The organism is Clostridium sp. UMB9555A (assembly GCF_030222355.1).
Classification (GTDB): domain Bacteria; phylum Bacillota; class Clostridia; order Clostridiales; family Clostridiaceae; genus Sarcina; species Sarcina perfringens.
The window spans coordinates 318,704-330,451 of record NZ_JASORQ010000003.1 but is presented as its reverse complement, the minus strand read 5'-3'; the positions used below and the strand labels follow the sequence as shown (position 1 = coordinate 330,451).

Annotated in this window: 8 protein-coding genes; 7 read left to right on the top strand and 1 reads right to left on the bottom strand. The window is 28.3% G+C overall.

Annotated elements, in window-relative coordinates:
- Positions 1-629: 629 nt before the first annotated feature.
- The 5 genes from pfkA to cls all read left to right on the top strand — a co-directional run bounded on the left by pfkA (position 630) and on the right by cls (position 6,960).
- Positions 630-1,589: a 6-phosphofructokinase gene (pfkA, locus tag QP548_RS11485; protein ID WP_060796198.1), complete on the top strand. Its 960-nt coding sequence runs from the start codon at positions 630-632 to the stop codon at positions 1,587-1,589.
- A gap of 94 nt (positions 1,590-1,683) precedes the next feature.
- Positions 1,684-3,087 (top strand): pyruvate kinase, encoded by a 1,404-nt coding sequence (gene pyk / locus QP548_RS11480; RefSeq protein ID WP_075808041.1) that lies wholly within the window; start codon positions 1,684-1,686, stop codon positions 3,085-3,087.
- A gap of 700 nt (positions 3,088-3,787) precedes the next feature.
- The gene (locus tag QP548_RS11475) at positions 3,788-4,144 is read left to right on the top strand and encodes a DUF1540 domain-containing protein (protein WP_061426276.1); all 357 of its coding nucleotides are present in this window, start codon (positions 3,788-3,790) and stop codon (positions 4,142-4,144) included.
- Positions 4,145-4,450: 306 nt separating this feature from the next.
- A complete protein-coding gene (locus QP548_RS11470; protein WP_061426277.1) occupies positions 4,451-5,248 on the top strand; it encodes an SDR family NAD(P)-dependent oxidoreductase in 798 nt (265 codons plus the stop codon).
- A gap of 176 nt (positions 5,249-5,424) precedes the next feature.
- Entirely contained in the window at positions 5,425-6,960 is a 1,536-nt protein-coding gene (gene cls, locus QP548_RS11465; protein ID WP_061426278.1) for a cardiolipin synthase, read from the top strand.
- A 206-nt stretch (positions 6,961-7,166) separates the two neighbouring features.
- On the opposite strand, the gene QP548_RS11460 is transcribed toward cls, so the two are convergent.
- Positions 7,167-7,325 carry a DUF1540 domain-containing protein gene (locus tag QP548_RS11460; protein ID WP_075808039.1) on the bottom strand — a complete coding sequence of 53 codons (159 nt, stop codon included), beginning with the start codon at positions 7,323-7,325 and terminating at the stop codon, positions 7,167-7,169.
- A gap of 266 nt (positions 7,326-7,591) precedes the next feature.
- Between QP548_RS11460 and QP548_RS11455 the strand changes: the two genes are divergently transcribed.
- A complete protein-coding gene (locus tag QP548_RS11455) occupies positions 7,592-9,154 on the top strand; it encodes a PLP-dependent aminotransferase family protein (protein WP_061426279.1) in 1,563 nt (520 codons plus the stop codon).
- Positions 9,155-9,450: 296 nt separating this feature from the next.
- Positions 9,451-10,818: a 23S rRNA (uracil(1939)-C(5))-methyltransferase RlmD gene (rlmD, locus tag QP548_RS11450; RefSeq protein WP_061426280.1), complete on the top strand. Its 1,368-nt coding sequence runs from the start codon at positions 9,451-9,453 to the stop codon at positions 10,816-10,818.
- Positions 10,819-11,748 lie beyond the last annotated feature (930 nt).

Here is an 11,748-nt window from a genome sequence, read left to right as displayed (position 1 = left end):
ATATTAAATTTAAAATTTGTTAAAACTAAATAAAATAGGAAATGAATGTCCACTTTAGAAGGAAAACTAGAGCATAAAATATTTTTTTAATAGAATGGGTATTAACGATTACTTATTGAGTTTGAGGGAGATATTTTAATCGAAGCACTAGTAATAGTCTTTTTAAAAGTGGACTTTTTTTAAAAAAGTGCTAAAATTAATTTGTAAATTTTCTTAAAATTAAAAAAATAAAAATTTTTTTAAATAAGTGAATAAATTTATTATATTAAAATTTATGATTTGTTTTAAGTAAGATATATAGTGAAATTTAACTTAGAATTTTTTATATTTAATTAAATATTAAAAAGATTTTAGAGCATAATAATAATTGAAAAAATTATCATATACCGAGTTTTTTTTCTTTAATTCTACATAAAAAGGTTGAAAATAAGCACTACTTTAAGTACAATTAATTGTGGTAGAATAGTATTAATAAAGTTACATAGGGTATTTAAATTTTGAGATGAATTTTTAAAGAGTTTAAAATTGATAAACATTTAACATATATAAATAATATCTTAAAAATGTGGGTAATATTTGACACTGTTGGGACTTAGTTTGTCCCAAGTGGTGTAGAGGAGGAAAATATTATGAAAAAGATTGCTGTTTTAACAAGTGGTGGAGATGCACCAGGAATGAACGCTGCCTTAAGAGCAGTTACAAGAATGGCTTTACACCATGGACTTGAAGTAATGGGAGTTCAAAGAGGGTACGCTGGATTAATAAATGGAGAACTATTCAAAATGGATAGAAAATCTGTTTCAGAAATCATAAACAGAGGTGGTACAATCTTAAGAACTGCTAGATGTTTAGAATTCAAACAAGAAGAAGTAAGAGAAAAAGCTGCACAAATATTAAAAGCTTACGGTGTTGAAGCTTTAGTAGTTATAGGTGGAGATGGATCATTCATGGGAGCTAAACTTCTTTCAAAATTAGGAGTTAAGACTGTTGGATTACCAGGAACAATCGATAACGACTTATCTTACACAGATTACACTATAGGATTTGATACTGCATTAAACACAGTAGTAGATGCTATAAACAAATTAAGAGATACATCAACTTCACACGAAAGAGTATCTATCGTAGAAGTTATGGGAAGAAACTGTGGAGACCTTGCTTTATATGCTGGTATCGCAGGTGGAGCAGAAGCTATAATCGTTCCAGAAATGCCATTTGATAAAGATGAATTAATCAAAACTATCTTAGAAGGTAGATCAAATGGAAAAACTCACAGCATAATAGTTGTTGCTGAAGGAGTTGGAGGATCAGCTGAATTAGCTAAAGAAATAGAATCTGTAACTGGTATAGAAACTAGAGCTACAATTTTAGGTCATATCCAAAGAGGTGGATCACCAACTGCTGATGATATAGTATTAGCATCAAGAATGGGATCTAAAGCTGTAGAAGTTTTATTAGAAGGAAAAACTTCAAAAGTTATAGGAATTAAAGAAAACAAAATATTCGATATGGATATAGATGAAGCTTTAGATATAGAAAGAAGCTTTGACGAAAGTCTTTACGAAATGGCTAACGCTATAAACAAATAATTTTAGTTAATGACATAATAAATTTTTTTAATTTATTATTTATTATATATTTTTAAACTTAGGGTTAATTTTTTTACGAGGGAGTGTTTTTTAAATGAGAAGAACAAAATTAGTATGCACTATCGGACCAGCTAGTGAAAACGAAGAAATCTTAACAAAAATAATCGAAGCAGGTATGAACGCTTCAAGACACAATTTCTCACATGGTGACCATGAAGAGCATAAAGGAAGAATGGTTAAAGTAAGAGAAATATCAAAAAAATTAGGTAAAGAAGTAGCTATATTATTAGATACTAAAGGACCTGAAATAAGAACTGGAAAATTCGAGCCAAGCAAAGTTGAATTAACTGCTGGAACTGAATTTACTATATATGCTGGAGCAGAAGATGTAATAGGAGACACTACTAAGTGTTCAGTTACATATGCTGGATTAGCTAAAGACGTTAAAGCTGGAGATACTATCTTAATAGACGACGGTTTAGTTGGATTAGAAGTTGTATCAATAGAAGGAAACGCTGTTAAATGTGTAGTAAGAAACACTGGATTAGTTGGAACTCACAAAGGAGTTAACGTTCCTGGAGTATCAATAAAATTACCAGCTATGACTGATAAAGATAGAGCTGACTTAATATTCGGTTGTGAAATGGGCGTTAACATGGTTGCTGCTTCATTCATAAGAAAAGCAGAAGACGTTAAAGCTATAAGAGAAGTATTAGTTGCTAACGGTGGAGCTGATATACAAATATTCTCAAAAATCGAAAACCAAGAAGGTGTTGATAACATAGATGCTATCATCGAAGCTTCAGATGGTATCATGGTAGCTAGAGGAGACCTTGGTGTTGAAATACCAATGGAAGACGTTCCTTCAGTTCAAAAAATGATCATCGAAAAATGTAACAATGCTGGAAAACCAGTTATAACTGCTACTCAAATGTTAGACTCAATGATGAGAAACCCAAGACCAACAAGAGCTGAGGTTTCAGACGTAACTAACGCTATCTTAGATGGTACTGATGCTATCATGTTAAGTGGTGAGTCAGCTAACGGAAGCTGGCCAGTAGAAGCTGTTGAGACTATGGTTAAAATAGCTACTAAATCAGAAGAAATGTTAAGCTACGAATTAGCTTCATCAAAAGCTAAAAAACACATACCAGCTGTACCAGGAGTTATCTCAAGAGCTGCTTGTAATGCTGCACACGAGTTAAAATCAGCTGCTATAGTTTCATTAACTCAATCAGGAGCTACTGCTAAGAGAATATCTCAATGCAGACCAGATGCACCAATAGTTACTGTAACTCCAAATGAAAGAGTTGCTAAGAAAGTTGCTTTATGCTTCGGAGTTTACCCAGTTGTTGCTGAAAATGCTACAATGGAAAACGCTGTTGAAATAGCTAAAAATGCTGGATTCGTTAAAGCTAATGACACTGCTGTAGTTGTTGCAGGTGTACCAGCTAACGAAGGAAACACTAACATAGTAAAAGTTGAAGTTGTAAAATAATTTTATAACTGATTATAAAAATAGGTAGATTATTCTACCTATTTTTTTTATGAAAACATACTCTCATTGTTTAAATATTTATGAGAGTATGTTTTTGTTGTTTAATATAAAAATTTTTTGGTTTATATTTTTATTGATTAAAAATATAAATTTTAAAAGGTTATAAAGTTAGATAAAATATTATAATCTTAAATGGAAAAATGAGTAGATTTTAAATAGATTTAATTGTTAATAAAATGTTAATAAAACTTTATAAGTTTAAAAATGTAAATATTTTAAAAGAAAATAAAGATAAAAATAAATTATATTAAATAAAATATATAAAAATATATAGTTTACAAAAAGTTAACAATATTTTTATGACAAGTAAAAGAAAATAGTGTATATTAGATAGTGCTTATGAAATAATATAAGTAGAATCAAATGGCAACTGATTCCAAGATAAAAAAGTACTTGATGACTGATACCATCGAGTGCTTCTTTTTTTATTTAAAATTATAAATTAAAAATAAAGTTAAAATTTAAAAAAGATTATTATAGATCATTTATAATATTTATTTTTAACTTAATTTGAGAGAATTCTATTATCTTCTATAAGTAGTGAGTATTTCACATTTACTAGATTAATATAGTTTTATAGTATAAATTTAAGGTAAATACAAAAAATAACCTCAAATAATATTTTGAGGAGGGTTTGAATATGACAAGATTAGCATGTTCAGCTCATAATTGTGTTAATTACATTAATGGAATGTGTTCAGCTTTGACCATTGAAGTTGACGGAGAGAGTGCAGAGAATAAACAAGAAACTTGTTGTAATACCTTTGCACCAAGAACTTTTGTTAATGCAATTAAAAGTGCATTTAATACTAATTATGCTGGAACAATAATGCAAGCACTAGATAGTCAAGCAGATGTAGACCATAAGATAAAATGCTATGCTATGAATTGTACATATAATGTTGGAATGACTTGTACTTCTACTGATATACAAGTTTTTGGACCAGAAGCCACAACATCTACTTCAACTGAATGTGAAACTTTTTATAAAAAATAATTATTAGGAGCTAGAACTAAAATATTCAATTTTAGATTCTAGCTTTTTTTATATGATAAAATATATTCTTAAGAAATTAATATAAATCACTTTAAAATTAATTAAATAAATGATATTTTATAGTAAGTAATTAAAGAAAAAATTATATATATCTATATAGTATGGTGATAAAAATCTTGTATTAAGTAAAAAGATATAAGAAAATAAATATTTTAAATAAGTTATTATTTTAAATTTGATATTTAGAATCTGTTAGGGGTTATGAAAAAATAGTTTAATTATTTGTGAAATATAAGGGGGAGTAAAATGAATGAGTTAGGTAAGATAGCTGTAATTACTGGAGCAACTAGTGGGATAGGGAAAGAATATGCTTTTCAATTAGCTAAAAAAGGATATGATTTAATATTAATAGGTAGAAGAGTTGATAAAATTAAAGCTGTTGCAGAAGAAATAGAGAATAATTTTAAGGTTAAGACCTATGTAGAAATTTTAGATTTAACTGATGATAATAAACTAGATGATTTTATAAAAAGATTAGAGAAAAAAGATAATATAGAATTTTTAGTGAATAATGCAGGATATGGAGCTGATGATTCCTTTACAAGGGATGAATATAGTAAGCAATATGATATGGCAAAGGTTCATATGCTAGTTACTATGAAACTTTGTCATAGTTTAAGCGGAAAGATGAAAGAGAATAATAAAGGGTACATAATAAATGTTAGCTCTATGGCTGGATTTAACGTATTTCCAAGTTCAGCAATGTATTGTTCAACAAAGGCTTTCTTAATAAGTTTTACTCAATGTTTAGCTATGGAACTTTTAGAGAATAATATAAAGGTTCAATGCCTTTGTCCTGGTTTTACTAGAACAGACTTTCATAGTAAATTAAACATGGAAGAGAGTAAATTGCAAAATAAGGGCTTTGTAAGATGGATGAGTACAAAAGAAGTAGTGGAAATAAGCTTAAAAAATATAAATAAGAAGTTAAAGGTAATAGTTATTCCTGGATTTTGTAATAAATTTTTATATTTTGTTAGTAAGTTTACACCTAGATGGCTCTATTATAAGGTAGCTATAAAGGGATGGGAGTTAATGGACTAATATTATATTAGTTTAGAGGTGATAATTTTAGTGTTAGAATTAAATCTAGGGTCGATTGATTAATATTAGATACTAATTTATTAGTTATCTCATTCTTTGAAAGAGTTAAGGGGAAGAATTTTTAATATTAAAAAATTAAAGAGGTAAATTAGATTCATAAGTTTAAGGAGGATTAAATGGAAAAGTTTCTGAAAAAACTACTAAGTAGAGCATTTATAGTTGGATTTCTTATATTCATACAGTTTGTTATACTTATGGGAGCTATATGGAAAGTAAGCGAAGATTTTATATATGTATATTTTCTATTTATCTTTATTAGTGTGGTAGTGTTTGTTTATATTGTTAGTAGAAAAGATAATCCATCCTATAAATTAGCCTGGGCAGTTCCTGTATTATTAGTTCCTGTCTTTGGAGGATTATTTTATTTAATATTTGGGGGAAATAAGACAAGCAAAAGATTTAGAAAACAAATAAAAGCTTCTTATGATGAAACGGCACATTTATTATATAATGATAGAAAAGTTTTAGATGAGCTAGAAGAACAAGACAAAAGTATAGCTAATCAATCAAGGTACATAGCTGATTACTCTCAGTTCCCAGTATATAAAAATACTACTACAGAGTATTTATCTCCTGGAGAAATATTTTTTGAAAGGTTAAAGGAAGAGTTAAAAAAAGCAAAACACTACATATTTATGGAATATTTCATAGTACATGAAGGTGTTATGTGGAACTCTATTTTAGAAATATTAGAGGAAAAGGTTAAAGAAGGGGTAGAGGTTAGATTTGTTTATGATGATATGGGATGTTTAGGCACTTTACCATATAAGTATAATGAAGTTTTAGAAGCTAAGGGAATTAAATGTATGGTATTTAATCCTTTTGTACCCCTTTTATCCTTAAGGATGAATAACCGTGATCATAGAAAAATAACTGTTATAGATGGACATACTGGATTTACTGGGGGAATAAACTTAGCTGATGAATACATAAATGAAATTGTTAGATTTGGACATTGGAAGGATGCCTCAATAATGTTAAAGGGTGATGCTGTTTGGAATTTAACAGTTATGTTTCTGCAAATATGGAATTTCTATAGTGAAGGAAAAGAGAAATATGAAAAATATTACCCATATTTTCATCATGAAGATGAATTTGAAAGTGATGGATATGTTCAACCTTATGGAGATAGTCCTTTAGATGATGAAATAGTAGGAGAAAATGTATATTTAAATATTATAAATAAGGCGAAGGACTATGTTTATATAAATACTCCATACCTTATTATTGATAATGAGCTTGTTACAGCACTTACTCTTGCTGCTAAAAGTGGAATAGATGTTAGAATAGTTACTCCTCATATTGAGGACAAATGGTATGCTCATATAGTTACAAGGGCCTATTATCCTCAGCTTATAGAATCTGGTGTTAAGATATATGAATATACTCCAGGATTTATTCACTCAAAGACCTTTGTCTCTGATGATGAAATAGGAATAGTAGGTACTATAAATATGGATTATAGAAGTTTATATCTTCACTTTGAATGTGGAGTTTGGCTATATAAAACTAAATCAGTAGGACAGATAAAAGATGATTTCTTAAAAACTTTAGAAAAATGTCAAAGAATAACTTTAGAAGATTGTGCTAAGGTTAAAGTTCCTACTAGAATTTTAAGATCTATAATAAGAGTATTTGCTCCACTTATGTAATTAAAATAGTAATAGTAATTAAAAAGTTTTAGAAGAATTTAAAGCTTATTTTCTTCATTTATGTAATTAAAATAGAAAAAAATTAAGTTGTAAAATTTTGGTGAGAGATTTAATGAATTAAGGCTTAAAATAATATAATTCAACATAAAAATTTGGAAAAGGAGGCTAAAACATAGCCTCCTTTTTAGTGTTAGAGTGAAAATTTATTATTTTCTTTCGAAACTTCCACAATCAGTACATTCTGTAGAAGAAGCATCAGCAGTATGCTTTACAACTTCAATTTTGTCTAAAGTACAATAATTATCATCTTTACAATGATATTTGCACTCATCAACTATACATCCGATACTTGAATTATGTTTCATAATAAATTCCTCCTTAAATTAAGAACCTCTTTGTTGGATCTACCAACAGTATATATAATGTGTAAAAATGCTTTTATTTATACTGGAATTTGAATCTATGAATGGATATAGTTGTTTGAATAAAAACATATATGATAGAATTTATTTAGTTTAATGTTGAAAGCGTGGATTAAAAAGAGATTTTATTTGATTTTTAAAATTATGTAATTAAAAATAAGTTTTATCCTAAAAGAAAGGTTTTTTATGAATTTACTTTGGAGGAAGTTATGTTTAAGAATTTAACTTTTAATGAAAATGAGAAAAAATATATACAAATAGCAAGGTATATTAGAGAGCTTATTAATAGGGGCGTTTTAATAGAAGGAAGTAAACTGCCTTCCTCAAGGGAGATTAGCAGTATTTTATCAATAGGAAGAAATACTATTATGTCTGCTTATGAAATTTTAGAAAGTGAAGGCTTTGTTGAAACCATAAAAGGTAAGGGAACCTTTGTAAAAAAAGAATTTTCTAATGAAAAGTCTAATAAAGTTTCATCAATGAAAAAAGAAAACTCTGAAATTAAAGAGGATAATAAGTGGAATATTGATTGGAAGTATAAAACTAATGAATATGGAGTCTTAGCTGAAAGTTTAGATATTATAAAAAGTGAAGAGAAGTGGGAAAAAGGAATGATTTCTTTTAAAAGCATAGCTCCTCCAGGAAATCTTTTTAATATTGAGGAGTTAAAGAGATCCTTTTCTAATAGAATTGCCTTAGAAAAACATAAAATAGTTAATTATGGTTATGCTGTGGGATATAAACCTTTTATAGATTATTTAAAGGATTATATGAAGGAAAAGGGAGCTTATTCAGAGGAAAAAGAAATAATAGTAACTAATGGATTTACAGAAGGACTAGATATGATGCTTTCTGCATTTACAAAAGAGGGAGATTATATACTTTGTGAAAATCCAACCCATAACACAGCTTTAAAAATAATGAAAACTCACAAACTAAATATTATTGGAGTTAAAATGACCAAAGATGGTATGGATATAGAGGATTTAAATAAAAAAATTAAAAAATTTGGGGAAAATATTAAATTTTCTTACTTAATTCCCTCATATCATAACCCAACAGGAGTTGTGGCATCTATTAAAAAGAGAGAAGAGGTCTATAATATTTTAAAAGATGCTGGTATTCCTATTATAGAGGATGGTTTTAATGAGGAGCTTTTATATGAAAGTTCACCAACTATTCCTTTAGCATCCTTAGATAGAGAAAGTAATGGAGTTATATATATAGGAAGTTTTTCTAAAATATTATTTCCAGGTTTAAGAATAGGTTGGGTATATGGAGATAAGAAAATAATAGGGGTATTAGAAAGCGTAAAAAGATGTAGAAATATCCACACTTCCTTCTTAGACCAAGGAATTCTTTATGATTTCATGATAAGTGGAGCCTTTGAAAAGTATATTAAGAAAGTTAGAAAAGTTTATAAGGAAAAATATAAATTTACCAAGAGTGTCATAGAAAAATATATTAAAGAGGCAGAAATTTGGGGTGAAGGTGGACTTTATATGTTCTTAAAAATAAAAGGTGTTGATACAAGAGATCTTTTAAAAAGATGTTATGATAGAGGAGTTCTTTTTATGCCTGGAGATTTATTTTATATAGATAATGACCTTTACTTAGAAAAAGAAAATAGAGTGTTTTCTTTAGATGGATATAATATTAAAGGTAGAGATAAGAGAAATACCTTAAGGATTGGCTTTACAAGGCTTTCAGAGGAAGAAATAGAAAAGGGAATAAATATGATTGGTGAGGAAGTTAAGAGTATTTTAACTTAATCTAGTAGAAAAAGCTTTAGAGCATATAATAAAGATTATGGTTTATAAGAGAAGAATCTGAGATTGGATTAGTAAAATTTATAGTTTTAAAGGGCACTTATATAAGAAACGTTATTAGAATTAGACTTAAAGTTAATTATTTAGCTTATCAAAAGGTATAACAAGAAGTATTAAGAAAAAGCTTATTAATAGTGCGTTGTAAAAGGTAATTTCATATGATAAACTTTAAAAGTTAGTTATTATGAAATAAAACATATAGAATATATGATTAAATATACATAAGGGAGTTTTGGTGGATGGTTGAAAAGAATAAAGAATATATTTTTGATATAATCTCTCAAGGATATGAGGGTGAAGGAATAGCTAAAATTGATAATAAATACCCAATTTTTATTGAGGGAGCTTTAAAGGGCGAAAAGGTTAAAGTAAGAATAGTTAAGGTTAATAAAAATTTTGCTTATGGAAAACTTATGGAAGTATTAGAGGCTTCAGAGGAAAGAGTTAATCCGACTTGTGCTATTTATAAAAGATGCGGTGGATGTAAGCTTCAGCACGCTTCTTACAAGGCACAATTAGATTTTAAATGGGATAGAGTTAAGGATTGTGTTAGTAAGATTGGAAAGTTAGATCCTAGCATAGTTAAATATCCCTTAGGAATGGAGAATCCTTGGAGATATAGAAATAAAGTTCAGTTACCAATAGGGTTAATTAATGGAGAGGTTAAAATAGGATTCTTTGCTCCAAGAAGTCATGATATTATCGACATGGAATCTTGCTTAATTCAAGATGAAATAGGAGATAAGGTTGTTAAACTTACTAGAGAGTGGATAGAGAAATTTAATATAAGACCATATAATGTAGATGGTGAGTATGATGAAAAGGGAATAGTAAGACACATAATGATAAGAAGAGGTTTTACAACTAATGAGGTTATGGTTGTCTTAGTTACAAATGGAGAAAAACTTCCTCATAAAGAAGAGTTTGTAGACTTAATGGTTAAAAATATTCCTGGAATAAAGAGTGTTATACAAAATATAAACTCAAAGAAAACTAATGTAATATTAGGCTTAGAAAGTAAAACTCTATGGGGAGAAGATACAATATCAGATTACATAGGAGACTTTAGATTCAACATATCTCCATTATCATTCTTCCAAGTAAATCCTACTCAAACAGAGGTTTTATATGGTAAGGCTTTAGAATATGCAAATCTTACAGGAAATGAAGAAGTTTTTGATGCATATTGTGGAACAGGAACAATAACATTATTCCTATCACAAAAAGCTAAAAAAGTTTATGGAGTAGAAATAATTCCACAGGCTATAGATAATGCTTGGATAAATGCAAAGGAAAATAAAGTAGAGAATGTGGAATTCTTCGTTGGAGAATCAGAAGTGGTGATTCCAGACTTAATAAATAATGGAGTAAAAGCTGATGTGGTAGTAGTAGACCCACCAAGAAAAGGGTGCGATAAAAAATTACTAGATGCCATAACAAATATAGATGCTAAAAAAATAGTATATGTAAGCTGTGATCCAAGTACTTTAGGAAGAGATCTAGCAATATTAGAAGAGAATGGCTATAAAACTTTAGAAGTTCAACCAGTGGATATGTTCCCAAATACAGCACACGTAGAAAATGTAGCTAAGTTAATAAAAAAATAATTGTAAAGATACATAAAACACGAAAAAATACCTTGAAAGCTTAACTGGAAACAAGAAAATCGAAATAAAAGAGGTTCAAAAAGGATTAGTTAAAAGGAAATAAAAAGAATAAAAAAAGAAAAAACAATACCCTTTGAAGGCAGAAGAAAAGAGCCTTTAGAGGGTTTTTTATTTTAGAAGATATAAGGGTTAGACAGAGAAAAGAAAGGAGAAAAAGTAAGACAATTAAGGAAATCTCTAAAAGTCCAAAAAGAAAAAGGGTAATTAAAACCATGAGAAAAAGGGGAGAAAAGTAGTTCGATAATTGGGGGAGTTTACCAAGACAAGCGAGTTTGATGGGGATGTTTTGGTGTGACTTTTTGGGAGGAGTACAATAATTTATAAAGTTTAAACTTATTAGTGTGACTGAGTTGTGACATACTAATGACAGAGTTGAAACCAGAGCTTTTTTAGTGATATCAAGGGGTGTGCTAGAATTGACGGACTTTTTTTAAATCAGTCACAAAACTGCTTGCATTTACAAAAAGTCAAAAAAATTAATAAAAAATCAAAAAAATAGTACCCTCTAAAGGCAGAAAAAAGAGCCTTTGGAGGTTTTTTATTTTATAAAAGAGAGTTAAAAATAAAGGATAAAAAGTTAGGTAATTATAGAATTTTATAAAAATTGAAAAAGAACAAGGGTAATAAAAACATGAGAAAATCGTTGGAAAGTAGTTCGATAATTGGAGATGTGTACTATTAAATAAAAAATAACTAGTCAAGAGTTTTCTTACAAAATTGTAACATATATGAAAGGTAAATAAATATGTTATTTCTTTTAAAGGGAATAAAATAGCATTGTAAGGAGAATAAAAAACAAAATATAAAAAATACTTACATATAAAAATAATTAAATATTATGCATAATACAACAAAAAAATTGTGATTTTT